The organism is Bartonella sp. AC62GZZY, assembly GCF_042196525.1.
Taxonomy (GTDB): Bacteria; Pseudomonadota; Alphaproteobacteria; order Rhizobiales; family Rhizobiaceae; genus Bartonella.
Genome location: NZ_JBHIQN010000006.1, coordinates 68,454 through 93,326 on the forward strand (window position 1 = coordinate 68,454; position 24,873 = coordinate 93,326).

At 39.9% G+C, this 24,873-nt stretch carries 18 protein-coding genes and 3 pseudogenes; 14 read left to right on the forward strand and 7 right to left on the reverse strand.

What is annotated here, in order from left to right:
• Positions 1-310 precede the first annotated feature (310 nt).
• The 3 genes from ACFIML_RS05455 to ACFIML_RS05465 all read right to left on the reverse strand — a co-directional run bounded on the left by ACFIML_RS05455 (position 311) and on the right by ACFIML_RS05465 (position 3,148).
• Positions 311-895, reverse strand: coding sequence for a CarD family transcriptional regulator (locus ACFIML_RS05455; RefSeq protein WP_273790499.1), 585 nt, complete (start codon positions 893-895; stop codon positions 311-313).
• A 303-nt stretch (positions 896-1,198) separates the two neighbouring features.
• Entirely contained in the window at positions 1,199-1,540 is a 342-nt protein-coding gene (gene fdxA / locus ACFIML_RS05460) for a ferredoxin FdxA (protein ID WP_015856977.1), read from the reverse strand.
• Positions 1,541-1,561: 21 nt separating this feature from the next.
• Complete coding sequence (locus ACFIML_RS05465; RefSeq protein WP_375687579.1) at positions 1,562-3,148, reverse strand: hypothetical protein; 1,587 nt, start codon at positions 3,146-3,148, stop codon at positions 1,562-1,564.
• A gap of 576 nt (positions 3,149-3,724) precedes the next feature.
• Between ACFIML_RS05465 and ACFIML_RS05470 the strand changes: the two genes are divergently transcribed.
• Positions 3,725-4,636 carry an RNA polymerase factor sigma-32 gene (locus ACFIML_RS05470; protein WP_142415995.1) on the forward strand — a complete coding sequence of 304 codons (912 nt, stop codon included), beginning with the start codon at positions 3,725-3,727 and terminating at the stop codon, positions 4,634-4,636.
• Between the two features lie 302 nt (positions 4,637-4,938).
• Here the strand turns inward: ACFIML_RS05470 and ACFIML_RS05475 are convergent, their stop codons facing one another.
• Complete coding sequence (locus ACFIML_RS05475; RefSeq protein ID WP_375606570.1) at positions 4,939-6,516, reverse strand: M48 family metalloprotease; 1,578 nt, start codon at positions 6,514-6,516, stop codon at positions 4,939-4,941.
• Positions 6,517-6,662: 146 nt separating this feature from the next.
• Between ACFIML_RS05475 and ACFIML_RS05480 the strand changes: the two genes are divergently transcribed.
• The 4 genes and pseudogenes from ACFIML_RS05480 (at position 6,663) to ACFIML_RS05495 (ending at position 10,769) form a co-directional block, all read left to right on the forward strand.
• Positions 6,663-7,298, forward strand: coding sequence for a thiamine diphosphokinase (locus ACFIML_RS05480; protein ID WP_375606569.1), 636 nt, complete (start codon positions 6,663-6,665; stop codon positions 7,296-7,298).
• A gap of 100 nt (positions 7,299-7,398) precedes the next feature.
• Entirely contained in the window at positions 7,399-7,785 is a 387-nt protein-coding gene (locus ACFIML_RS05485; RefSeq protein ID WP_375606568.1) for a hypothetical protein, read from the forward strand.
• A complete protein-coding gene (locus ACFIML_RS05490; RefSeq protein WP_375687595.1) occupies positions 7,785-9,647 on the forward strand; it encodes an ABC-F family ATP-binding cassette domain-containing protein in 1,863 nt (620 codons plus the stop codon). The genes ACFIML_RS05485 and ACFIML_RS05490 overlap by 1 nt, the downstream gene beginning before the upstream one ends.
• 558 nt (positions 9,648-10,205) lie before the next feature.
• A pseudogene (locus ACFIML_RS05495) lies at positions 10,206-10,769 on the forward strand (GNAT family N-acetyltransferase).
• Between the two features lie 536 nt (positions 10,770-11,305).
• Here ACFIML_RS05495 and ACFIML_RS05500 read toward each other — a convergent pair.
• Positions 11,306-11,566 (reverse strand): DUF2312 domain-containing protein, encoded by a 261-nt coding sequence (locus tag ACFIML_RS05500; protein ID WP_005774567.1) that lies wholly within the window; start codon positions 11,564-11,566, stop codon positions 11,306-11,308.
• A 256-nt stretch (positions 11,567-11,822) separates the two neighbouring features.
• On the opposite strand from ACFIML_RS05500, the gene ACFIML_RS05505 reads away from it, so the two are divergent.
• Both ACFIML_RS05505 and pyk read left to right on the forward strand, forming a co-directional pair.
• Positions 11,823-12,311: a DUF1036 domain-containing protein gene (locus tag ACFIML_RS05505; RefSeq protein WP_375606567.1), complete on the forward strand. Its 489-nt coding sequence runs from the start codon at positions 11,823-11,825 to the stop codon at positions 12,309-12,311.
• Positions 12,308-13,744: a pyruvate kinase gene (gene pyk / locus ACFIML_RS05510; RefSeq protein WP_375608411.1), complete on the forward strand. Its 1,437-nt coding sequence runs from the start codon at positions 12,308-12,310 to the stop codon at positions 13,742-13,744. The genes ACFIML_RS05505 and pyk overlap by 4 nt, the downstream gene beginning before the upstream one ends.
• Before the next feature lie 1,465 nt (positions 13,745-15,209).
• On the opposite strand, the gene ACFIML_RS05515 is transcribed toward pyk, so the two are convergent.
• Together ACFIML_RS05515 and ACFIML_RS05520 are read right to left on the reverse strand one after the other, a co-directional pair.
• A complete protein-coding gene (locus ACFIML_RS05515) occupies positions 15,210-15,593 on the reverse strand; it encodes a cell division protein ZapA (protein WP_375606565.1) in 384 nt (127 codons plus the stop codon).
• A 12-nt stretch (positions 15,594-15,605) separates the two neighbouring features.
• Positions 15,606-15,881 (reverse strand): DUF4164 domain-containing protein, encoded by a 276-nt coding sequence (locus ACFIML_RS05520; RefSeq protein ID WP_005774573.1) that lies wholly within the window; start codon positions 15,879-15,881, stop codon positions 15,606-15,608.
• A gap of 334 nt (positions 15,882-16,215) precedes the next feature.
• Between ACFIML_RS05520 and tkt the strand changes: the two genes are divergently transcribed.
• The 7 genes and pseudogenes from tkt to ACFIML_RS05555 all read left to right on the forward strand — a co-directional run.
• A complete protein-coding gene (gene tkt, locus ACFIML_RS05525; RefSeq protein WP_375687582.1) occupies positions 16,216-18,222 on the forward strand; it encodes a transketolase in 2,007 nt (668 codons plus the stop codon).
• 203 nt (positions 18,223-18,425) lie between these two features.
• Positions 18,426-19,433, forward strand: a complete 1,008-nt coding sequence (gap, locus tag ACFIML_RS05530; RefSeq protein WP_375614514.1) for a type I glyceraldehyde-3-phosphate dehydrogenase — start codon at positions 18,426-18,428, stop codon at positions 19,431-19,433.
• 510 nt (positions 19,434-19,943) lie between these two features.
• Positions 19,944-21,137: a phosphoglycerate kinase gene (locus ACFIML_RS05535; RefSeq protein WP_375606614.1), complete on the forward strand. Its 1,194-nt coding sequence runs from the start codon at positions 19,944-19,946 to the stop codon at positions 21,135-21,137.
• A gap of 112 nt (positions 21,138-21,249) precedes the next feature.
• On the forward strand, positions 21,250-22,281 hold the full coding sequence (locus ACFIML_RS05540; protein WP_375687584.1) for a class I fructose-bisphosphate aldolase: 1,032 nt from the start codon (positions 21,250-21,252) through the stop codon (positions 22,279-22,281).
• A gap of 757 nt (positions 22,282-23,038) precedes the next feature.
• Positions 23,039-23,380 (forward strand): hypothetical protein, encoded by a 342-nt coding sequence (locus ACFIML_RS05545; protein ID WP_375610290.1) that lies wholly within the window; start codon positions 23,039-23,041, stop codon positions 23,378-23,380.
• Between the two features lie 1,060 nt (positions 23,381-24,440).
• Positions 24,441-24,724: pseudogene (locus ACFIML_RS05550) on the forward strand (integrase); the annotation flags it as partial.
• A 17-nt stretch (positions 24,725-24,741) separates the two neighbouring features.
• Positions 24,742-24,873 (forward strand): annotated as a pseudogene (locus ACFIML_RS05555) (integrase); the annotation flags it as partial.

Below are 24,873 nucleotides of genomic sequence, written 5' to 3' on the forward strand. Positions count from 1 at the left end.
ACAGATCAGCTTCTCTTGTGATTGACAAGCAAGTGATTTGATTGCTTCAACATGAGAGCAATTTAAAATGAGAAATCTTACCATATTCAAGATTCTAATTTAATATGAATAATGCTAGATTATGATGATTAATCAGTTTGTTATCTATGAAGAAAGAAAATAAGGAGGAGGAATTTGTCGAAAAGTTAGATTGTTTATAGATTGGCGCTGGTTAAGAAACTTTGTCCTTAAGGGCAGAGAGGATGTTAAAAAATAAAACCAGCTTTTTGCTGGTTTTATCGAAATATCATCATTATGATGAAAGAGTGTATTATGCAGCGTAGACAGCTTTACTGTTTTCATCTGTTTCTTCTCTCTCAGTTTTAAACTCACGTTCCGGCTTGTTGGAGAGATGCATCTCTATGAGATTGATCGCTTCTGTTTCAGAAAGACTATTAATAACCGCAATTTCGCGGGCCATTCTTTCAAGAGCAGCTGTATAAAGTTGGCGCTCAGAGTAAGATTGTTCAGGCTGTAGATTAGAGCGGAAAAGATCACGGACCACTTCGGCGATGCAAATAAGATCTCCTGAGTTGATTTTAGCATCATATTCTTGTGCACGACGTGACCACATGGTGCGTTTAACGCGTGCTTTTCCACGTAAAACTTTTAAGGCACGTTCAACGGAATCACTAGCAGATAATTTACGCATTCCAACGGAAAGGGCTTTTGCAATGGGGACTTTGACATCCATCTTATCTTTCGCGAAATGAATGACAAAAAGCTTTAATTTATGTCCTGCAACTTCTTGATCTTCAATCGCTATAATTTGTCCTACTCCATGCGTAGGGTAGACGATATATTCAGAGGTTGCAAATTCTTTGGTCTTGGAAGACGTTCCATGTTGGGATGCCATATTTTAGTTTACTCCCTTATGATCAACAAATGTATCGGAAAACAGGTTATAAACCTGAGGGTTGAGTTTTCTTTAACCAAGTATATTGTACCAATTAAGTGAGCATAAAAGCCGAGTACTTTTAAATCAAAAAAAAATACACCGCTTTACTATAACAAGCAAAGAAAAATACTTAGAAAGATGATCATGTTAAAATAACACTAACATCAAAATTTAAAAGAATCAATCATTTCGCTTAAGGATTTTTTATTTTTACAAGAGAAGTCTTTCAATCGTTGAAGGAGGAGAGTGTACACTTTATCATTACTCTTCGCCACTTCCTGGATTTTCTGAAAAATACTTTTCTAATTTATTTGGAACACCATCCATTTCTTTTGCTTGAGGAAGAGGATCTTTTTTGGTGGTTAGATTAGGCCATTTGTTTGCATAATGAAGATTGAGTTCTAACCACTTTTCTAATCCTGGTTCTGTATCAGGTAAAATCGCTTCTGCTGGGCATTCTGGCACGCAAACACCACAATCGATGCATTCATCGGGGTGAATAACAAGCATATTTTCCCCTTCATAAAAACAATCAACTGGGCAGACTTCAACGCAATCGGTATATTTGCAGTGAATGCAGTTGTCGGTTACTACGTGGGTCAAGATCAAACTCCATTTGTTACTTTAATTCTCTTTAGAGGAAAGTGTGTGCGTGTTTTTATGATTGGTGAGTTGATCGCGTAGTACAGCTAGTTTCGCAAAAGGTGAATCAGGATTAAGGCGCTTTTCTTTTTGAAAGGGCTTATGATTTGCATGTTTTCCTTGGGATTTGTGGAACTTATGAGAGCGTTTTGCTTGTGATGGTGCTTCTTGAGGGGAATTTTCATTTTTGTATTCCGCTTTTTTTACAGCGTTCTTCGATTTATTTTGCCACTTATTTCCTAATTTATCACGTTTTTTTTGTGCATGGTGGGGAAATTGATGCTTATAATGCCATAATAAAACAACTTTATCTTCTTCTGTAGAGCGAGGGGATTTGGCAAAATTCCCAACAGGTTCAGCTGCTGGTAAGCGATTGGTTTTATGGAGATGTTGTTCAATACTAGAGGATAAAGTGTTTGGGAATGAGGTATTTTTTTCTTCTCGTGTTGTTTCTAAATCGCTTATTGTTTGCCATTGACTTCCAACGCATTCTGCTGCAGGAACATCTTGCATTGCCCTATTGACAGGGGAAGAGGCTTGGTGTGCAAAGAGATTTTGTTCAAAAACAGTATTGTTTATGCTGTACGATTGATAACCAAGTCCTTTGAGGATTTCTTCCATATCGTTTCCATTGGCCCCAAGAATGGACATCATGGCTGGTGTAACAAAAAAACTTTTGCCATCATAGGCTCCATCGGGTTTAGGATCACTTCCTTGTTTCCAATGAAGTGCGGGACGGATGAGATTGGCAAGACGTTCTAAAATATCAATCCGTACAGCACGTTGTCCTAAGATTCGGTAGCCGGCTAATTGATAAAATTGGCGGTTATAGGTAGGATCAACAATCAAAGAGGTTCGACCAGCAGATAATGCTGAAAAAATTTCACCCAAACCAGTTTGATCTTGTTCCGCATTTTGAAGATTCCACAGGAGAGTAATGGCTTGAACCGGAGTAGGTTTAAGCATTCCGGCAACATAGATATGAAAAGCGCCAAAACGCACGCCTAGACGTCGAAGAACGGCACGTGATTCTTGTGCAAGGTTTTTGACAATGTCTAAGACTTCGCGGCGTGGTAAAATCCCTAAAGAGTTAAAAAGTTGTAAAGCAAGACTGTTTGTTGAATCCGTTAAATTATCAGCATTGCGCAAATCAAACAGGGGTTTTAAAGTCGTTTCAAAATGAAAGGTGACAAAGCGTTCTAATCGTTTCACAACGTTATTGCGGGATTCTCCTGTGAGTTGTTCATCTGCTAAAACAATCAGTTTTGGTTTGAAAAAATCTTCTGTTGCTACAAGTTGTCCTACGGGTTGACCAATCCAGCGCACAATTCCATCAGAACTGAGGGTAAAATCTCCATTTGCACAAGCACAAAAACGTGTCGCGCGTTTGGAAAAAGCAAGAATCAAATTCTCATTCTCTATTTCTGTCGAAATTTGCTTCCCAGCTATTTGATCGGTACTGTTTTTGTTGGCATAAAAACGAAAACCTTCAAATTTACCCCTTCCGTGTTTTTCAATGAGAATATCATCTTGAAGAATCTCATTCTGTTGAACAATCTTGCTATCCATGATCATTTTCTTTCTCAGTGTGGCACTGGTCAAAAGCTTTTTGCGATAATTTCATAATGGTGCTCTTTCTTTAACACGTTTGTTGCGTTTGCTTCAATCACTCTTGTCATTTTTTGCTGTTTCTTTGCGCCTTTAAAACTTGAATGATTCTTTTTTCATTCAGTTTTCATTCAGTTTAGATGCTTTATATTTGCAAATTACACTTATTAGTTGTATTGTAAAGCTGAAAGCATAAATAAATTCTTCAATTTAAAAGGAAACGGAACCGGTTATCAAAAAACGGCATTTCTTTTGCATGATCACTTTATTTTTTTGCTGTTTTGTCATGAAAAGTGAAAAGAAAGTTTTTTCAAATATTTCATAGGCTAAAAGGCATATTGTAAAGGCATTTTGCAGGTGAAATTGTGTCTTATGACAAGAAGTTTTACCATGACAGTAAAAAAAACAATTGCGATTATAAAATTACACGTTAAAGTAGTGGTCACAGAAGTTAACAACTTTTGCGTTCTTTTTAAGCGAAGAACAATGATGTCGTTGCCAAATCAATTTTGATAAATTTAATCGCAAGGGGTTATTATGGGTAATCTTTCAAATGCTGTTTATAAAAGCAGCAAAAATTATAGCGATGCAGACAAAAGCTTAGGACGTAATATGATGCGTTCTGCTATGCAAGCACCTTATCTTGAACGACAAAAAGAGCATGATTTGGCTCTGCGGTGGAAAGACAAACGTGATGATGATGCCATGCATCAAATTGCAGCGGCTCATATGCGTTTAGTGATTGCTATTGCTAATCGCTTTAAACGTTTCAAAATGCCATTGGGGGATTTGGTACAAGAAGGGTATGTGGGACTATTGGAAGCAGCTGCACGTTTTGAACCTGATCGGGAAGTGCGTTTTTCAACATATGCAACGTGGTGGATACGCGCTTCTATTCAAGATTATATTTTGCGAAACTGGTCAATTGTTCGAGGGGGAACCAGTTCTTCGCAAAAAGCACTTTTCTTTAATCTTCGGCGTTTGAGAGCAAAACTGGTGCAGGATGATAGTGCTTTATCGAAACAGGATATTTTTCGCACAATCGCTGAAAAACTCGGCGTTTCTGTGCGTGATGTTGAAACCATGGATTTTCGTTTTTCCAGTTCTGATAATTCCTTGAGTGTTTCTGTTTCTGAGAACAGTGATAATCCCATTGCAAAGATGGATGTGTTGGTGGATGAGAGTCCTCTTCCTGATGCTTTAATTGAGCAAGTCATTGATGGTCAACGGCGTACACAATGGCTTTACGATGCGTTGCAAATTCTCAACGAACGGGAGTTGGAAATTATTCGCTTTCGTCGCTTAAATGAAGAGGGTGCGACTCTCGAAGTTTTGGGTGAAAAATTAGGAATCTCGAAAGAGCGCGTGCGTCAAATTGAAGCTAGGGCTTTGCAAAAATTGCGTTCTGCTCTCCTTACGATTCATTCAGAAGATGCTTATGATATATAAGCAGTGAAAGGCTTTTGGGGGGGAAAGAGAATATATTAAGTGGGGGCATATGAGAATATGATAAAGTCAGTTTTAGGGGATGGCCATATTTGTTTAGGAATATGCCTCTTTGGGAGCGCTACTGATAAACAGAAGAAGATAGGGGGCTGTTAGTTTGGAGGAAATATATATCAAACGGAGACCTATAAAGGCATGATGAAGTTGGATTTTAAAGTGTTCCTCTTTATTTTCGAATATGCTTTAAGGGGGGGGCGTGATACAGACAGAAAAGAATCAAAACTGTAACGGATGAGAAGAAAGGCTTATTCTGTAATAATTTTCACTTTTGTACCTGCGGGTAAAGTTTGCGTTGGTGAGAGGGCGTTGAGGATGCGAAAGAGTTTTTCTTTATAGGGTGTGTATTGCATTTTATCTGCAAGATTGGCAACGGTTTCTCCTTGTTTAACACGGACAACACGGATTTTTAAGGGCTGCAATTTTTTTAACTGTGAAGATGAAAGAGAATGAAAGCTTTGTAGCGTTTTTTGGGCAACCTCTGCAAAATTTCGAGAATTATGTGGAGCGGCCGTCAAAAAACGAAAGATGTGGTTGTTGAATGGAATGACAACCACATCAAATTGCCATTGATCATTGGTAGCATGGGCCCGCGCTCCAAGTAAACTTTGGTTTTGGGATTCTTGACGCATAAACTCTTGATTGCGGAGCCCTTGAATTGTGATGGGGCGGATAGATGATTGATCTAGACCGATAATCCAGCCGCTTTTCAAATAATCACTCGCAGATATTTCAGCAGGATGTGGAATAGCGTCAAAACGAATCGCAATTTTATCTGGTCCACTGGCCCAAACAGTGTGTGCTGAATGTTCTATTGTAAAATTGTTTGGAACAGAAAAAGCTATGCGCAATTGTGGGTGAATAAATTGGTTGCCTCGTACAAAACCTGTATAAAAGCCTCCTCCAAAAATTATGCCATCAAGGCTTTTGAGAAAAGAATCATGATCGGATATTTTATTATTCCCTTTACTGATTTTACGCGCTTTTTCTATCGCAAGCCGAATGCGTTGAGGGGTAGTTGGGTGAGAAGCTAGAAAATCTAGAGAGGCATTTTGGGTGCCAGAGATATTACGCAAAGCACTATAGGCTTCCATTGTTTGAAGAAAGCGCGGTGAAGCAAAAGGATCATATCCTGACTGTTGGAGCATTTCGAGTGCAAGGGAGTCAGCTTCCAGCTCTTGATTGCGGGAAAATTGCGCGAGTTGTTGCTTGTTTTGCATAGGGTTATGAAGTTTTTTGCCAATAGAAGAAAGAAGACGTGAAGACATGTGATTTGTCATCTTTAATTGGGCTTCTTTTTGCAGGCGTAAAATGCCATGATTGGCTCTGATATGTGCTATCTCATGGGCTAAAATGGCTGCAACTTCTGAAGAATCATTGGCTAATGCCAGCATGCCACGGGTGATGTAGATCGAACCATTGGGGAGCGCAAAAGCGTTTACAGTTTCTGAGTTTAAAATTGTTACAGAATAGCTTTGATGAGAACTATGTGATGCAACTGCCAGTTTACGGACAATCTTTGCTAAAAGGTGTTCAAGTTTTGCATTATGATAAGCGCCACCATACATTTGTAAAATACGTGGGTGTTGCAGAGCGCTTAATGTGACATAGATATTGTGATTGTTGACACTTTTGATAGTTTTAGAAGAAATGGAAGAAAGCCTGTTATTTTGAGAAAGGGGTGTATGACAAGCCGAAAGGAGAAGTGTTAAACTTATGAAAGTTGCTTTATACAGGCATGAGTGAAAAAGAAAATTGCGGTGAAAAATGGGGTGCGTTGGACCATGGTGCACATTATTTCTGCGGAGTAATTTGGCAAATTGCATTTGTATCTTTGTATCGTATGTTTCTTTAAGAAAGGCATTAGGAGTAGGGATTCGTTTGGCTATATCACGCTTTTTGTTTATAAAAAATGACTCTCACTTATAAAAGATGCACTGTAAAGAAAATTTTGTGAAAGGCAAAGTATGGCATGACAACATTTACGATATTATTAAATGGGGATGTTCATATCACTGATCGTTTGCTTAATCAAATTCAAAACAGTCGGGTAATTGCTGCTGATGGTGGTATGCGTCATGCGGCAGCGCTTAATGTGATGCCTGAGTTGTGGTTAGGGGACTTTGATTCATCAGATGAGAATTTAATACGTCAATATAGTCATGTTCCGCGTGAAGTTTTTCCTTCTGATAAAGATATGACAGATAGTGCTCTGGCATGTGAAAGAGCGCTGCAAAATGGCGCTAAAAAGCTTATTTTATGCGGTGCTTTGGCAGGGAAGCGAAGTGATCATAGCCTTTCTCATATGACGCAAGCGTTGATGATGGCTGAAAGGGGTATTTCAGTGTTGTTGACAAGCGGTTTGGAAGAAGGTTGGCCGGTTTTGTCAAAACCTTGTTCGTATGATTTGCCTAAGGGATGTTTGTTTAGTATTATCGGTTTTTCTGATTTAAAAGGTTTAACGCTTAAGGGAGTAAAATGGCAAATTTGTGACAAAAATGTGTCATTTGGCTCTTCTTTAACACTTTCTAACCGTATTTGTGGAACCTTTTCTTGCCATTTAGGTTCTGGAAAAGCTATATTGTTAGCGTCTGTGCCTATTCCATAAAGCTCTTCCAATATATTTTGAATAAGGCAGAGGGGGGCCTAGTGATGAAGTGCCGACATAAACGATATATGTATTGATCTTGAGAAGGAAAGGTTTTGATATGTTAAAATCAATTTTTAAAGTGGCCGTTGTTTCAGCCATTGGTTTCAGTTCAGTCGCTTGTACTACAAACGATGAACGTGTTGCACGTTACGGCGTAGGAGGAGCAGCAATCGGTGCTTTGGCTGGAACTGCTATTGGTGGAAGTACGCCTGGAGCAGCGCTTACCGGTGCAGCATTTGGGGCTTTGGCTGGAACAGTAACAGGTGCAGCTGCAAATCAAAGAAAACAACAAAGACAGGCATCACAATTGTGCACGTATCGTGGTCGTAGAGGGTATGTTTACCAAGCACCTTGTGGGCAGAGAGTTTCTGTTAGACAATTATGTGCTTACCGTGATGCAAGAGGGGTGATGTATAAAGCACCTTGTCCGCGCCGCGTTCGTTAATGGCGGTGCCGCTTCTGCGGCTTGACCGCATTTTCTTAAATTTTGGAAAAACGCCTTTGCTCAATCAAGCTTCTTTATCGGTTGAGCAGGGGGCGCGTATTGCGTTGGTTGGCCGTAATGGTTGTGGAAAATCGACCCTGTTAAAAATTGCCGCAGGAATATTAGAACCTCATGGTGGCGAAATTTTTCGCCACCCGCGAGTAACGTTCCGTTATGTCTCACAAAATCCGGATTGTTCAGGATTTGAAGATATTAATGCTTATATGGAAGCGGGGCTGGACGATACATCTGATGTCCAGTGGATCAATACGCTTCGCACAAATTTAGGGTTTTCGGGGACGGAAAAATTGGAAACGCTTTCGGGAGGCGAAAAGCGGCGTGTTTCGTTGTTACGGGCCATTGCTGCAAAACCCGATATTTTGTTCTTAGATGAACCAACCAATCATCTTGATTTACCAACTATTGAATGGCTGGAAGCTGTTTTGTCTTCTTTGCGTTCAGCGATTGTGGTGATTTCCCACGATCGGCGATTTTTAGAAAATGTTACGCGGTCAACGGTATGGCTTGATCGTGGCACAACCAAAAGACTGGAAAAGCGTTTTTCAGAATTTGAAAATTGGCGTGATAAAGCACTGGAAGAAGAAGCCATCGAACAGCATAAATTGGGGCGCCAAATTGCTCGTGAAGAGCAATGGTTGCGTTATGGCGTGAGCGCACGGCGTAAGCGTAACGTACGGCGCTTAGGCGAATTAAAAGACTTAAGACAGCGTCATCAAACCTATAAAGGGCAGCCAGGAAATGCACTTTTGACAGCAGCGAAAAGTCATGATTCTGGGCAATTGGTGCTTGAAGCAAAGAAAATTTCAAAATCCTATGGTGAGCGCATGATCGTGAAAGATTTCTCTTTGCGCATTCAGCGGGGTGATCGAATTGGTTTGGTGGGACCTAATGGTATCGGAAAGACAACGCTCCTGTCTGCATTAATTGGGCAAGAAGCCGTGGATAGTGGAACGGTGAGGCATGGCTATAACCTCTCCATGGCATTGCTTGATCAGCAGCGTATTTTAAATGAAGAAGAAACTTTAGCGCATTATTTAACGGGAGGAAGAGGTGATACTCTTGTGATCAATGGGCTGGAGCGGCATGTTGTTTCTTATATGAAAGACTTTTTATTTTCACCAGAACAAGCACGCACTCCCCTTAAAGAATTTTCAGGGGGAGAAAGAGCACGCCTCATGCTTGCACGCCTTCTTTCGCGTCCTGCAAACTTTTTGATTCTTGATGAACCGACCAATGATTTGGATATGGAAACTTTGGATTTGTTGCAAGAATTTATTGCTGATTTTGCGGGAACAGTATTGTTGGTCAGTCATGACAGAGACTTTTTAGATCGTACTGTAACGCATATGTTGGCACCTCAAGGTGATGGTCATTGGGTTTTGTATGCGGGTGGCTATAGTGATATGATAGCGCAAAACCAGCATGCTCTTCGTTTACAACGCAAAAAAACAGAATTATCGCAGCGTAAAGCACCTTCAAAATCTCAAGCGGGAGAGCTTTCAAAGCAGGATTCATCAACAGAACATAGCTTGGTAGGGCGGGAGAAAAAAACACGAGGTAAATTGTCTTATAAGCAGGTTTATGCATTGGAAAAATTGCCTGAAGAAATTGCTGTTTTGCAGGACGAAATCAAAAAAATTGAGCAAGAGCTCTCTGATCCAACCCTTTATCGCCGCGATAAAGAACGTTTTGAGCGTTTATCAACGGCATTGGAAAAAAAGAAAAATACTTGCACACAAAAGCAAGAAGAATGGCTAGAACTTGAAATTTTACGCGAAGAAATGGAAGCGTGTTCACGGTAATATCTAAAAAACTTTAAAAGATTTGTATTGCATCATCGCTTTTCTTTGATTTGTTACAAGAGTTTGTGGCTGATTTAGCGGGAACAGTGCTGTTGACGAGTTATGGCAGAGACTTTTTAGATTGCACTGTAACATATAGCATTTCAAGGCGATGGTCATTGGGATTTCTATACGGGGGCAATGATATGGTAGCGCAAAACAAGCATGCTCTGAGCTTGAAAGGCAAAGAAACAAAACTATCTTTGCTGTGAGCTTTTTCAAAATTTCATATATGGAAGCACGCCAGTTTCATTGCATACTTTGCCAGTCCCCAATGTTGCTACAGCTCCTTTGGAATTTGAGAGCATTCGTAAGAAACATGCCCTTGTCTTTACCTTATGCTTTAAAGATACCACCCCCGCTTATGACGGAAAAGCAAATGATCCTCATTAATTCTAACATAAGAAGTGTTGTGATGAGAAAAGCTTACTGTATTCGATATTATGATTTGAGTTTAAAAATGATGATTTGTTAGGATAAATCAACATGTTATTGTAACATTTCTAGGAGGAGAAAATGATGGCGATTAAAACAAAGCGAACAATTTCCACATTGATCGGTTTAGAAGATGCAGTTGAACTGTCTTCTTATTTCCTCCGTAATGCGAATCACCTGCGTCCTTTTGAACCTGTTAGATCTGATGGTTACCACAGCCTAACGGCTTGGGAAACACAAGCCAATGCATTTGCTTGTGAAAGTGCAAAGGGACAAGCATACCGATATGCCGTACGATTAAAAAATGAAAACACAATTATTGGTGTTGTGAATTTTACAAATGTGATTCTGGGTGTTTTTCAAGTCTGTCATCTTGGTTTTTCTCTTGATGAAAAACAACAAGGAAAAGGTCTCATATTTGAGAGTTTATAGGCTCTAATACGGCATATCTTTCATATTTATCATCTGCATAGAGTGATGGCAAATTATAGACCTGAGAACATAAAAAGCGAACGTTTATTAAAACGCCTTCATTTTGAAAAAGAAGGCTATGCTAAAGACTATTTGATGATTTCTGGAAAATGGAGAGATCACATTCTAACCTCTCGAATCAATGATCTGTATGAGTCCTTTAATAGATTTGAATAAAGTTTTGTTAAGGGTCTTTTTATCAAATGTGTAAATATGCTGCACTTTTCCCTATCCTAAAAGACGAAGATCCTTAACCACCTCTTCTTTTGTAAACGGTTCAGACTCTCGTTTAGCGGATTTCAACTGCTGACCGCTTTCATATGTTTCTTTTCGTAGATAATAAATTGATTTATCATCATAATTCATTTTTTCAATTTGAAGGAAGAGAGTACTCAATATCGGAAGACTTTCTCATTTCAAATCTCTAGATGTTTAATCATAAAAACACCTCTCTTGCACATCACAAACTGGGTTGGCATAGGTTGGCATACAAGTGAGGGTTTATGTGGATAAAAATGATTGAAGAATAAGAATAAAAATTCTCTGTATAAATCCTTTTAAATGTGAGGGCTGTTATAAATATTGTGTATTCTGTGACCGATAGTCTCGTTACAAGTTACACAAACTGCTTATTGTTTGGGTGAAATTTTTATACATTCATTTGTTTTTTATATTTTCTTTTCTTAGGAAAATTTCCAATGTTCTCAATGGTGTTAATTCATACCAAGCGCATTTTTATATAGCTCAATGATTGCTTCTTCTTCCATTCGTTCATGTTCTTCTTTTTTACGCAATCGTATAATGCTTCGAACAGCTTTACTATCAAAACCAGAGCCTTTAAGTTCAGTGTAAACGTCTTTAATATCATCAGAAATGGTTTTTTTCTCTTCTTCTAGTCTTTCAATACGTTCGATAAAAGAGCGTAATTGGTTTACGGATATAGCGTGTGTTTGATCGGTTACTGTATCGTTCATTGTATTTTTCTCCAAGTTATATATTTTAAGTTGTTTTTCGACGACGAATTTAGGTTAAAAAAGCTTGAAAATAAAAAGTAAGTCAAGCTACACAGTTTTTTTACAAATTGACTTTAAATATTTTGTAAAATTTTTAAAATATATGCATTGATAAAAGGGCTATAAAAAGAAAAATATACGTTTTAGATTTGAAAAGCTTTTAAAATAAAGAAATGTGTAATTTGTTTTGAGAATTTGGCATTATAGAGGAAGTTTTGTGATTTTAAAAAAACGATATTGGGTGCTTCAGAAAGGATTAAAAGTTTTTCTCTTGAGCCTTTTGCTCTTGTTTCCCCTTGTTGTTTTTGCAAAAGCTGACTTTAGGGTTTGTAATACAACTCAGCAGTCTGTAGGGGTTGCTCTTGGATATCGTACATTTTCAGGGTGGGTGAGCGAAGGCTGGTGGACTGTACCAGTGACGGAGTGTAAAACTTTAATTGAGGGGCCTCTTGCTTCACGGTTTTATTATTTTTATGCGGAAGGGGCACAAAAAAAAGGGAACTGGGCAGGCTCTGTGACCATGTGTGTGCAAGATAGCCAGTTTACCATTCAAGGGGTTCATGATTGTTTCCCTCGAGGATATCAAAAGGCTGAATTTAAAGAAATCGATACCGGAAATCAAACCAGTTGGATGGTACAGTTGACGGATGAGTCTTTGCTAAACAATTCAGTTATACCTTCTCTTTCAGGAAATTCTCCACCGTGAAACGTGCACGTAAAGTAAAAATTATTGCCACTCTTGGTCCTTCTTCTTTTTCTCGTTTGATGATTGAAAAGCTTTTTAGGGCAGGGGCAGACGTTTTTCGTCTTAATATGAGCCATACTGATCGTGATATGCTGGGTGATTTGGTCAAGTCTATACGAGAAGTTGAAAAAACAGTTCGACGCCCCATTGGTATTTTAGTGGATCTTCAGGGGCCAAAACTGCGTGTGGGGCGTTTTGCTAAGGGGCAAGCAGATTTGCGTGTTGGGCAAAGCTTTACGTTAGATAATCGCGATGTTCTTGGTGATGCACAGCGTGTTTTTTTCCCTCATGAGGATGTATTTTCAGCTGTTAAACCAGGAAATCGGTTGTTGATTGATGATGGAAGGGTGGAACTGCGTGCGCAAGTTTGTGATGGTCATTCTATACAGTGTCGCGTGGTTGCTGGAGCCCGTATTTCTGATCGAAAAGGTGTCAGTTTTCCCGATACAATTTTGCCTTTTGATGCGATGACGTCAAAAGATAAGGGGGATCTTCAGGCTCTTTTACAGCAGCCTGTTGATTGGGTTGCTCTTTCTTTTATTCAACGTCCAGAAGATATTATGGCGGTGCGTCAGTTGACGAAAAGCAAGGTGTCTTTGATGGCTAAAATCGAAAAGCCTCAAGCCTTGGAGCATATAGAGAAAATTATTGAGGTCTCTGATGGCATTATGATTGCACGGGGTGATCTCGGAGTGGAAATGCCTTTGGAAAAGGTTCCTGCACTTCAGATGGAGCTCATAAAAGCTTGTCGTTTAGCAGGAAAGCCTGTTGTGGTGGCAACACAAATGCTCGAATCAATGATCACATCTCCTGTTCCGACACGCGCAGAAGTGTCGGATGTTGCTACAGCAGTTTATGCAGGAACAGATGCGGTGATGTTGTCGGCTGAATCTGCTTCTGGTCGTTATCCTGAAGAAGCTGTGCTTATGATGGACCGAATCGCGCGGCAAATCGAACAGGATCACACTTATGCCGCTCAGGTTGGAGCACAACATCCAGCACCAGAATCAACAGGAACGGATGCGATTTCTCTTGCTGCGCGTCAGATTGCTGAAACACTTGCGCTATCCGCTATCGTTGCTTATACGGCTTCAGGAACAACGGGGGTGCGCGCCTCTCGTGAACGCCCTAATAGACCGATTATTGCTTTATCTCCCATTGTGGAAACAACACGGCGTTTGGCTCTCGTTTGGGGGCTTCATTGTGTGGTCACGCAAGATGCACGGAGTTTAGAGGATATGGTTGATCGTGCAGCAGCCATTGCATTTCAGGAAGGTTTTTGCAAAGGGGGAGATCGCTTCCTTGTGACAGCTGGTGTTCCCCTTGGAACGCCTGGTGCGACAAATCTCTTGCGTATTGCTTCTGTCTCTCAAGATGGAACGAAAGGGATTTGAGCCGTTTACGCATGGTGTTTTTTCATGCGCCTTTGAACAGGCTTTAAAAACAACGGCTGTTCGTCTTTTGTGAATGCCTCCATAGACTCATTATTCTTTTATCTCCTATCGTAAGATAGCAAGATATTGCGTTAGGTCGTCCAGTTTGGTGATGGGAGCAGATCCGGTGATATTGTCTTTTGATTTTGTTTTAGTTCTGAGGAAGCTGCTTTTACGGTAGGGCATTTAATGGGAGCCCCCTTTTTATTTCATTGAGGCATATTGGGAATTGCTTTATTGATGTTTATACGAGCGAGATGTTCATTGATAATGAGAATTTATTCTTTTTCTTTTTGGATGAGAGCCTTGAAATTGTTCTCATTTTAAACTTTTGCAAACAGAATTGAATAAAGTTAAAATTATGTACCTAAAAAATCGTACTGGTATGTTATAAGAAAAAGTGATGGGTGAATGTGTTTTTAAATATTCTTTGTCGGGGCATTTGCAACATATTGATTTATAATGATAATTTATCGTTATTAAACTTGAATTAGAACCCCGAATACCGTAAGATTATCTTAAATTTATTTATGTTTTGTTAATCATAACTCTTTGCTTGTACGTCATAAGTGGGTGGGACATGTGGGTAAAAATTGTACAAGAAAGGCATACTTCTTATGAAGCGTTTCAAGAGCCAAGGGGGCTGTTGCAATATTGAGGGCTGACTATAATGATGATGCCGACTTGCTCTTTCTTTTATTAAGCTTGGAGATTTTGAGGGGTGGGGAGAGAAATATGGATTATTTGTTATAAGGATAAAGATGTCGGTAGAGGATGGTTTCAAGAGCTATTGTTGTTTATGATGTTTGAGGTTGTATGAGATTAACATACTCTTTGGGTTTGACTTTTTTCCTGCTCTAAAGGATGAAAATACTTAATTCACGCTGGTTTATAAATGATACGGTTCTTTTCGGTGGGTTTCATCGGATGGACATTTCAGGCGCAAAGACTCTATGGTGCTTATATTATCAAATAGCGGTGTTTTACGGTATAATAGATAAGGTTATTTTTTAATATATATTGTATTATCTAGGGGAAAGAATTTTTTGGCATGCATTCATAGGGAACATGAATATAGCTCTTTTTTTCGAAGGGTGCTTTATTTGTTTGTTGTTGTTGTCATTTATATGATTTTTTTTACAATGATGTTGGTTTTGTTATCTTATTGCGCTTTTAAAAGACATCTCATTTGAAATGTGGTGATATAAGGTAGCCTCCTTGATATAGGAAGTGTTTGTGCGGAGGTGAAATATTCAGGGTAGGGCTTTCTTGTTGAGGTTTAAGTTAATCCCATAAGTCGTGAGTAGCTGGAATCCTTCCTATAAAAAACCAGACTGTTTACACACTGGTGTGGGTTTTAGGATTTTTGTTCTGTAAGGTGTGAGAGGCAAGTCAAATCTTGGTTTATTACGCGCTGATGTACTTTTTAGAAGTCTTCCTGTTCTTGTTCTTGAATGTTTGTGCAGTTTTGATCATCTTTGAGCAATTGGTTGGTGAGATTTTCAATGCGTTGTGTGGTGTCACGCATAATTTTCCCCATGGTGCGGTCTCTTTCGTTGTGGAGTCGTAAAAGAGTATTGTAGTCTTCTTGTAATTTTTTATTTTCTCGTTTTATTTCTTCCATTTCATCAATAATCATTATGCCAGCCATAACCGATAAACGATGGTCGCCAATTTCACCAAAATTGTTCTTTAAATGTGTGATATATTGATCTAATTGAGCAGCAAGCGCAATAAGACGACGTTCTTGTCCTTTGTCACAAGCCATGCGATAAATTTTACCATCAATGGTAACGGAAACAGTTTCCATACATTCAAACCTTTATCTATCAATGACAACACGAATTGTTTCCATTGCTTTAATAAGACGTTTGGAAACTTCTTTGTTTACGGACTCTAAGCGTTCAATTTGGGCTTCAGCTTTGTCAAGCGCTTGGGCAAGATGGCTGCGGTCAGCATTCATTCGTTGGATTTCTTCTTCCCATTCGTTATTTTTATCAATAACGGCATTGCGGTTTATTATGGTGATCTCTAAAGTTCTAAGTGCCTTTTCTAGGTGCTCTAAAGCATCTTGTAGAACTGTAGTCTCTTGGTTCATTGCCTTTATCCTTTGGGTAATTGTATCCTTTATCAATGTGTTATGCAAAAACGAATCACTTTCACTCTTGTGTTGTGTGCATTTTATTTTTAAGTATGTAGGATATTTTAGCAAGCAAAGCAGGGGATAGATATAAATTAAAAGCTGGATTTTTTGCGCGTATTGGCATAAATGACATGGATATACAGAACGCGTGAGGGGAATGTTATTAATATTATTGAAGTGGTGGCAAAAAGTCTCACGCTAAGGATTAGAAAATAGTATTTCTTGAGAACTTTAAGAGAATACGGAAAAAGCAACAGAATAACGTATTTAACGAAATGGTCGATTATTCATGACAAACACCCACCAACAGAATCAGATGGCCAATGCTATCCGTTTTCTTGCTATTGATGCGATTGAAAAAGCAAATTCTGGTCATCCGGGTTTGCCAATGGGAGCAGCCGATATTGCTACGGTTCTTTATACAAAATTTCTTGCTCATGACCCCAAAAAACCTCGCTGGCCTAACCGTGATCGTTTTGTGTTATCAGCAGGACATGGGTCTATGTTGCTTTATGCTCTCTTGTATCTTTCTGGTTATGAAGATATTGGCATTGAAGATCTCAAAAATTTTCGCCAATTAGGAGCAAAGCTTGCTGGGCATCCAGAATATGGGCATGTGGCGGGAATCGAAACAACGACTGGTCCTCTCGGACAAGGATTGGCTAATGCCGTGGGGATGGCTCTTGGAGAGCGTTTGCAAAATGCCCGTTTTGGTGATCTTATCAACCATTACACTTATGCGTTGGTAGGCGATGGATGCCTTATGGAAGGGATATCTCAAGAAGCACTTTCCCTTGCCGGTCATTTGAAACTCAATAAGCTTATTGTGTTGTGGGACGATAATAATATTTCTATCGATGGAGAGATTTCCCTTGCTGACAGTACAGATCAGATTGCGCGTTTTAAGGCATCTGGTTGGGAGACACATAAAGTCAATGGGCATGATCAAGCCGCAATTGCGCGGGCTATTGAGGCGGCACAAAATTCCGATAAACCAACTTTGATCGCTTGTAAAACAACAATTGGTTTTGGAGCACCCAATAAAGCGGGTACCAATAAAGCTCATGGTGCCCCTTTGGGTGCACGAGAAATCACTGAAACCCGTATCGCTTTAGGGTGGGATGCTGAGCCTTTCGTTATTCCAGCCGATATTCTCGATAATTGGCGCTTGGCTAGTCTCAATGCTGCTAAAAAACGTCAAAAATGGGAAGAAAAATTTGCTGATCTTCCTGTTTCAGAGCGTGTGGAGTTTGAAAGATTGATGCGGGGCGATCTCGTGGGCGGATTTGATGGCGCTATCGATGCTTATAAACAGAAATTGGTTGAAGAGCGCCCCGTTGTTGCTACGCGTAAAGCTTCGGAAATGGCTCTTGAAGTGATCAATGAAGTCATTACGGAAACCATTGGTGGTTCTGCCGACCTAACAGGGTCCAATAACACAAAAAGCAGCCAAATGAAAAGTATCTCTGCAGATGATTTTTCAGGGCGCTATCTGCATTATGGAATTCGCGAACACGCAATGGGCGCTATAATGAATGGGCTTGCTCTTCATGGGGGCTTTATTCCTTATGGGGGAACATTTTTATGCTTTTCTGACTATATGCGTCCCGCTATGCGTTTGTCTTCTCTTATGGGGTTGCGGGTGGTTTATGTCATGACCCATGATTCTATTGGTCTTGGTGAGGATGGTCCTACCCATCAACCTGTGGAGCATTTGGCTTGCCTGCGTTCCATGCCTAATCATCTTGTATTTCGCCCTGCTGATGCCATGGAAACAGTCGAATGTTGGCAATTGGCTTTGAAAGCACGCGGAACACCTTCTACCTTGGCTTTGAGTCGACAAAATCTACCGCTTTTGCGTCAAGAGTATGAAGAAGAAAATCTCTGTATGCTTGGTGCTTATGAATTATTAACGGCCAGTGATGAAGCGCAAGTGACTTTATTTGCTTCCGGTTCAGAATTGCAAATTGCGGTACAAGCACATGCGGTTTTAGAAGAAAAAAATATCCCAACGCGTGTGATTTCTGTTCCTTGTTTTGAACTTTTTTCTCAACAATCTCTCTCCTATCAGCGTGCTCTCATTGGAGAGGCACCGATTAAAATTGCTATTGAAGCTGCTGTCTCCCAAGGATGGGACCGTTTTATTGGCTGTGATGGTGTGTTTATTGGTATGGAGGGCTTTGGGGCAAGTGGAACAATTGATACCCTTTATGCGCATTTTGGTATTACTTGGGAAAATGTCGTTGCGACCGCAGAAAAAGAGCTTGGAAAGATCAAAGAGGAAAAGACAAAATGACAACTTGTGTTGTCATGAGTTGGTTTGGTCGTAGGGCGTCTATACTGTACAGTGTTGTGGATGATCTTGTGCATTATTGTGGATAAGTAAGTGATTAATCAAGATATTGACGTTATAGGAATTAATGATTTGGGATTGATGAAATACCTATTTATTGTGTTTTAAATGGTGTGCTTTTAAAAATTGATGAGGAAACATGTGAAATGACGGTTCGTGTTGCAATTAATGGGTTTGGTCGTATTGGACGCAATATTTTACGTGCGCTTGTAGAAAGTGGACGACAAGATATTAAAGTGGTTGCAATTAATGATTTAGGATCTGTGGAAACAAATGCCCATTTGTTGCGCTATGATTCAGTTCATGGGCGCTTCCCTGGAACTGTTGAGGTGGTGGGGGATGCTATTGATGTGGGAGGTGGTTTAATAAAGGTATGCGCAGAGCGTGATCCTGCTCAATTGCCTTGGAAAGATTTGGATATCGATATTGCTTTGGAATGTACGGGCATTTTTACGGCGCGTGATAAAGCAAGTGCTCATTTGGAGGCGGGGGCAAAGCGTGTTCTTGTTTCTGCGCCTTCTGAAGGAGCAGATCTTACGGTTGTCTATGGGGTTAATCATCAATCTTTAAGCAGCGAGCATCGCGTTGTTTCAAATGCTTCTTGTACAACCAATTGTTTGGCCCCTGTTGCACAAGTTTTACACAACACGGTGGGCATTGAAAAGGGCTTCATGACAACAATCCATTCTTATACGGGTGATCAACCTGTGTTGGATACAATGCATCGGGACCTTTATCGTGCACGTGCGGCAGCTCTTTCTATGATTCCTACCTCAACAGGAGCGGCAAAAGCTGTGGGATTGGTCTTGCCAGAATTAAAGGGATTGCTTGATGGTGTATCGATTCGTGTTCCAACCCCTAATGTTTCTGTGGTTGATTTGACATTTATTGCTAAGCGTTCCACAACAATCGAAGAAATTAATACAGCTATTGCTGCTGCTGCACAAGGTTCTTTGAAGGGAATTTTAGACACGACAGAAGAGAAACTCGTGAGTTGTGATTTTAATCATAATCCTTATTCAGCGATTTTCCACAATGATCAAACCAAAGTAATTGATGGTCAGCTCTGTCGTGTTTTGGTTTGGTATGATAATGAATGGGGCTTTTCTAACCGTATGAGTGATACGGCTGTGGCTTTTGCTAAGACAATATAAGAGGACCTCAGGGTCCTCTTTTTATAGGAAAAAGTCTCATTTTTGTGCAATTTTGAGAAAAACAGATAGAGGCTGTTGTTCTCATGCGCTAGAGAGAAGAGCTATTGAAACATTGATGATGTGTTTTGTTTTAATACTGGGTCAATACGTGCTTTTAAAAGCTGAATAAAAGAATAAACTTTGAAAAAGCAAGATCTGAACGAGATACCCTTTGAGAAAACGTCATAAAAAAGGAGATGTAAATTCTTTTGCCTAGAAGTAAAAGGAAGCTTTAATAGAGATCAAGTTGAGCCAATGCATTTGTTTGCCACAATGGAATATGAAGATTAATAGCAATGGTGGGCTTTTGTACATTTGACGATAAAAGCTTTGGATTTTTAAGCACAGGGTGAGAGATAGGATGTTGTGGATCTCTTGTAAAAGCAAAGAGGGGATAAGTGGAAAGAAAAGTGGGCAGGGTTGTTGGATGCGTTTTTATTTGAAACAATGGAAAGTGAAGAGGAAGCAGTGATGGGGTTTCGTACACTTGATGATGTTGATGTTTTGGGCAAACGTGTTCTTGTGCGCGTGGATTTTAATGTTCCTATGGCACTGGGCAAAGTTTGTGACGAGACACGTCTTGTACGACATAAAGAAACACTCGTTGAGCTACAAAAGCGTGGTGCTAAACTTATTCTGCTTTCTCATTGTGGTCGCCCCAAAGGAAAGGTAGAACAAGAGTTTTCACTCCGTCCTGTTGTACAAGTATTGGAAAAGATCATTAATCAGCCGGTTGCTTTTGCTCCTGACTGTATCGGTTCGGCGGTGCAGGTTGCAGTTGAGTCATTACAAAATGGGAGTGTTTTACTGCTTGAAAATGTTCGTTTTCATTCAGGGGAAGAAAAAAATGATTGTTCTTTTGCAGAAGCTTTGGCTCATAATGGCGATCTCTATGTTAATGATGCTTTTTCAGTTTCTCATCGTGCCCATGCTTCGGTAGAGGGCATAACGCATTTGTTGCCTTCTTATGCAGGACGCTCTTTGCAAGGTGAATTGCAGGCATTAGAAAAAGGATTGGGCAATCCAACACGTCCTGTAATTGCCCTTGTGGGAGGTGCCAAGGTTTCTAGTAAGCTTTTTGTGCTCAATCATTTGGTGGAAAAAGTCGACTCTTTGGTTATTGGTGGGGGCATGGCCAACAGTTTTTTAGCGGCGCAAGGTATCCATGTAGGGAAATCACTGTGTGAACATGCATTGATGGAAACAATTAAAAAAATCATTAAAAAAGCGCAAGAGTGTCAATGTAAGCTTCTGCTCCCTCAGGATGCTGTCGTTGGATTTCGCTTTGAAAAAGATGCACCACATCGTCTCTATGACATTGAAGATATTCCACAAGATGGCATGATTATGGATGTTGGTGCACGTTCTATTGCGCATATCAATGCTGCAATTGATGAAGCTGCTACCCTTGTGTGGAATGGACCCCTTGGTGTTTTTGAGATGCCTCCCTTTGATAAGGGAACAATTGCCGTGGCACGCTATGCAGCAGAACGTAGTCAAAAAGGGAAACTGGTTTCAATTGCGGGAGGAGGCGATACGGTTTTCGCCCTTAATCATGCTGGTGTTGCCAATGATTTTACTTATCTCTCGACTGCTGGAGGAGCTTTTTTGGAATGGATGGAAGGTAAGATTTTACCTGGCATTTTTGCCCTTATGCAAGCTTAAATGTCTATTTAAAGTGCAGCTAAAAAAAGAACTGTGTGTTGTTGTGTAGAGTATATCGCGCGTGGTGCGCACTTTTGGAAAATTTAAAGACAAAATAAAGAGGATTTTTTTTATGAACGAACGGCTTGAAGATATTGCACTTTCTTTGGTGTATACAGGTAAAGGTATTTTAGCAGCAGATGAAAGTACGGCAACCATTGGCAAGCGTTTTGAAAGTATTGGTGTTGAATCTCATGAAGATAGTCGCCGTGCTTATCGTGAAATGCTTTTTAGCGCAAAAGAAGCTATGGAAAATGCCATTTCTGGAGTCATTTTATTTGATGAAACCATTCGGCAAAAAGCATCAACTGGACAAATGTTGACGGATCTTATTCGGGATTCAGGCGCTTTGCCAGGCATTAAAGTTGATACGGGAGCCAAACCATTGGCTGCTTTTCCGCAAGAGACAATTACCGAAGGGTTGGATGGTCTTCGTGAGCGGCTAAAAGATTATTATGCTTTGGGAGCACGTTTTGCTAAATGGCGGGCGGTAATTGCTATTAATGCCGATACTTTGCCAACAAGAGGGGCCATAAGACAAAATGCACAAGCTCTCGCACGCTATGCTGCTTTGTGTCAGGAGTTGAATATTGTGCCCATTGTTGAACCGGAAGTGTTAATGGATGGACCGTCGTGTGGGCATTCCATTACGCGTTGCTTTGAGGTGACACGCGCTGTTTTACAGGCTGTCTTTAAAGAATTGTTTGAAGCCCGTATTCTTTTGGAGGGGATGATTTTAAAGCCCAATATGGTGATTGATGGCAAGGATGCACGCAAGGCTAGTGTTGAAGAAGTTGCTGAAAAGACCGTCCAGGTGCTTAAACAAACGGTTCCTGCTGCTGTTCCAGGAATTGCTTTTCTTTCTGGAGGACAGTCCGATCAGGAAGCAACAGCGCATTTATCTGCCATGAATTCTTTAGGCTCATTGCCTTGGAAATTGACCTTTTCCTATGGACGCGCATTGCAAGCAGCAGCCTTAAAAGCATGGGCTGGAAAAGATGAAAATATTGCTGTTGCACAGAAGGCATTTCGTCATCGGGCTCGGATGAACCATCTTGCGGCTTTAGGACAATGGACCAAAGAACAGGAAAAAGCGTGCAATTGAAGCACAAGCTCTGTTTTTAAATGCGGAGAGATTTTTCATGTTTCTGCGTGATTTGGGGTGCCCTCACCATAGATAAAATGGCGGGGGCGTTTTAGGCTTGAAAGCTTCTCAGAAAATTGTTTCCTTGGATATTTTAAAAGCCTTTAATGGGTGCTACCTGAGAGATAAGATTGCGGGAGAGGTGCAATTTCGAGAAGGGGAGATAATGCTAGGAAATTTGTGAATGCACAGCACTTTAGTATGGTGTCATTCATGAAGTGGGCACTTGCTTTTTGCGTGAAAATCATAAAGCTCATACTGTATTGAAGAGTTTGATATTGTGATATTTTTTCTTTTTCATGTTATCATTACTTGTCATCAGCAGAATTTATTTGATTGCAGTTTTAAAGGTGGATTAAGCGGGTAGATTAGAGAGTTGCGATTTCTGAGCGGATTGAAATACAGCTTATGAAGCTTTTCTGCGTCAGGATAGCTTCCTCTTCAATGGGGGTAGTTTTTCTATTGGCGAACGAATTGAATAACTCTTGCGAAAGAAAATAGATTTGCTCCTCAATAAAACACCTATTTTTTCGTTAAAATGAATAAATTTTTCTTGTATTTTTTGATGATATAATTAAAAATAAATAGCTTCATAGCATCTTGGCTTAAAACGGGGGGAGTTGTGGACGGTATATCTTCTAAAAATAACAGTATATCTTCTAAGAATACAAGCATCAAAAGAAAAAATCGATACGTAGAACAGAGCTTTTCTGCAATTATGATGCGAAAATTGTGCAATATGGTGCGTAGGGTATTCGAAGGGATCTTTACAGTATTTACTTTCACAATTTTTCTTATCCTGTTCAGCATACGTGGACCGGTTCATGCCGTATTAAGCTTCTTTGCAGGTGCGAGTGGAATAACGTGCTTTTTCTTTTTTGTCGGATACTACTTACAACGCCGCGAAGCAACAGCAGATGAGGCCGGTATATCGCTCACATTACTTTTAGCAATTGGTGAAGGCATTTTTTCTATTTGCTCCCTGTATGCTGCGTGGGGTTACGACGCTCTCTTATTCCGTTTAGCACCTCCTGGGTATGTTCTTATTCTCCCTGAATAAATAGGGTGCAATTCGTTTGCATACAAATCAAAATGAGAGGCTGTCTGCCTCTCAAATTCTTCATAATCGCTCTCCAAAATCATAACATCAGACCCGCATTTAACGAAGGGACTAACAAGCCTTGGTTCCTCAAGCTCAAGGAAAACCTTACAGAGGCGCCTAACGGCATCCTTGATTAAGACACCCAAACGGCTTATGAACAAACTCTCTTATTAAGCCACATCATCTTTTATTCTTCTCATGCAGCTCTGAAATCATGATATAAGGGGAAAGCTTCTCATCGTGCCTAAATGGTACCTTATCGTGTGTTAAATGAAAAAATCAAAAAAAGCATCTTTATGCAATATAATCCAATTATGATTTTTTGATTTAAACATAAAAGACTTAAAGCCTTCGACAAGACTGATACGATAAAAGAGGGAAAATCGCCTATACTTAGAAACTAAGACATATTCTCGGTGCTCTTGATATAGTTATATCACCAAATGATTTTTGAATGACTCATCCTTTTGGCTCTATCCGCTAAAAGGTCATTTTGAGGGTTCTTGGTTAATGAATGTAAAGAAAAATTAGCACATAATATTTCGCTTTGCTGGTATAGATGCTGAATGAGTTAATTATCTAGAGGATCACTGAAGAGGGAGCGCTAAAAAATGATGAAAATCCGCTGCACTTCGATGAATTGGTGATTGAAGATATAATCGTAGAACTTGGCTTATCTGTTACTGAAACAGCTAAATGATTTGAAATGGTTAGGGGTGTGTATTTTGCACACACTTGGCTCACTATACAAAAAAATTATGATTTCGTGCAAGCTTTAAAACATAAAGACCCTAAAGATATATCATATTTGCACAATACATTGACTTATAATGATAATTTAGCATTATTTATATTGAATTAGTCGCCCGAATAACGTAAGATTTTCTCATTTCAAATCTGTTTATCTTGGATCAATCAAAACCATTCCCTTGCACATCACAAGCGGGGCTAGCGTGTGGGTAAAAATATAGAAGAAAAGATTAAAATCCCTCCTATGACCCCTCTCTAGTGCCAAAGGCTGTCGCAACATCCACGAGCTAGCAAAGAGTGTGATGATGCCGTCTTGCTTCTTCACAAACGTAAAGATGAAGGTGCACAATAGCTTCACCGTTATAGCATTCATGGACGCCGTCGCGAAATGGACTTGGGTGCTCTTTGAGAGATATATCTTTAAAACAAGCCCATGAAACTGCAACAAAAGGGCGTTCTGTTTTCCATGAGGAACAAAATCCCATTAAAAAACGGAATAAACAAAAATGTGAAGCAATAAGCAATCTCCATTATTTAAAAAATATTGCTCTGAGCTAGCCAAAGAGTGTGATGGTGCCGTCTTTCTTCTTCACAAACGTAAAGATGAAGGTGCTCAATAGCTTTACCGTTATAGCATTCATGGACGCCGTCGCGAAATGGACTTGGGTGCTCTTTGAGAGATATATCTTTAAAACAAGCCC

Excerpts from the sequence above, each read along its gene's own strand:
- ACFIML_RS05480 (WP_375606569.1), top strand. The coding sequence starts at position 6,663 with ATGACAACATTTACGATATTATTAAATGGGGATGTTCATATCACTGAT.
- ACFIML_RS05535 (WP_375606614.1), top strand. The coding sequence starts at position 19,944 with ATGGGGTTTCGTACACTTGATGATGTTGATGTTTTGGGCAAACGTGTT.
- gap (WP_375614514.1), top strand. The coding sequence starts at position 18,426 with ATGACGGTTCGTGTTGCAATTAATGGGTTTGGTCGTATTGGACGCAAT.
- ACFIML_RS05475 (WP_375606570.1), bottom strand. The coding sequence starts at position 6,516 with ATGCAATTTGCCAAATTACTCCGCAGAAATAATGTGCACCATGGTCCA.
- ACFIML_RS05540 (WP_375687584.1), top strand. The coding sequence starts at position 21,250 with ATGAACGAACGGCTTGAAGATATTGCACTTTCTTTGGTGTATACAGGT.
- ACFIML_RS05490 (WP_375687595.1), top strand. The coding sequence starts at position 7,785 with ATGGCGGTGCCGCTTCTGCGGCTTGACCGCATTTTCTTAAATTTTGGA.
- ACFIML_RS05485 (WP_375606568.1), top strand. The coding sequence starts at position 7,399 with ATGTTAAAATCAATTTTTAAAGTGGCCGTTGTTTCAGCCATTGGTTTC.
- ACFIML_RS05465 (WP_375687579.1), bottom strand. The coding sequence starts at position 3,148 with ATGGATAGCAAGATTGTTCAACAGAATGAGATTCTTCAAGATGATATT.
- ACFIML_RS05470 (WP_142415995.1), top strand. The coding sequence starts at position 3,725 with ATGGGTAATCTTTCAAATGCTGTTTATAAAAGCAGCAAAAATTATAGC.
- ACFIML_RS05500 (WP_005774567.1), bottom strand. The coding sequence starts at position 11,566 with ATGAACGATACAGTAACCGATCAAACACACGCTATATCCGTAAACCAA.
- ACFIML_RS05455 (WP_273790499.1), bottom strand. The coding sequence starts at position 895 with ATGGCATCCCAACATGGAACGTCTTCCAAGACCAAAGAATTTGCAACC.
- tkt (WP_375687582.1), top strand. The coding sequence starts at position 16,216 with ATGACAAACACCCACCAACAGAATCAGATGGCCAATGCTATCCGTTTT.
- ACFIML_RS05520 (WP_005774573.1), bottom strand. The coding sequence starts at position 15,881 with ATGAACCAAGAGACTACAGTTCTACAAGATGCTTTAGAGCACCTAGAA.
- ACFIML_RS05545 (WP_375610290.1), top strand. The coding sequence starts at position 23,039 with ATGATGCGAAAATTGTGCAATATGGTGCGTAGGGTATTCGAAGGGATC.
- ACFIML_RS05515 (WP_375606565.1), bottom strand. The coding sequence starts at position 15,593 with ATGGAAACTGTTTCCGTTACCATTGATGGTAAAATTTATCGCATGGCT.